The following is a 482-nucleotide window of genomic DNA, read 5'->3' on the forward strand; positions in this document are numbered from 1 at the left end:
AGTGTGCCGGCCCGGCATTTCGGTCTCGACGACCGTGGACGGATATCACCGGGCCTCCGTGCCGATCTCGTGCTCGTGGCCGGCGACCCGACCGCGGACATCCGGGCGACGGCGGCGATCGTCGACGTCTGGCGCCGGGGAGTTCGCCACGAACGGCCCAGATCGCGGACATCGGGCGGCGAGGGGTGCCTCGCCGCCCGGCGGGTGGCGGCGCTCACGACACCCAAATGTCATCTGAGTGCCATGCGGGAGCCATCGGAGATGCGCGCACTGGACGCGAGAGGGCTGCAACCTGATCACTGTTCGCGCCGGGTACCGGTTGGTTGCTGACGTCTCGCAACTGACGGGCCGCGCGGGCGTGGTGTGGCTCGAGCCGCCCCGGCAAGTCGCTCGCCTCAGGCGCGACGGGTACCGGTGGCCGCGGGCCCTTCTGGTTGCATCCATCCCTTTCCGCTGGTAGCGGCGATTCATTGGAGCCCGTC

Annotated in this window: 1 protein-coding gene; it reads left to right on the top strand. The window is 70.3% G+C overall.

Translation table 11 applies throughout. The features are described from left to right. Positions 1 to 3: 3 nt before the first annotated feature. Positions 4 to 330, top strand: coding sequence for a hypothetical protein (locus tag ACU436_RS26185; RefSeq protein WP_459029586.1), 327 nt, complete (start codon positions 4 to 6; stop codon positions 328 to 330). The last annotated feature ends 152 nt before the right edge of the window (positions 331 to 482 follow it).

This window comes from Pseudonocardia wallangbongensis (assembly GCF_054486945.1).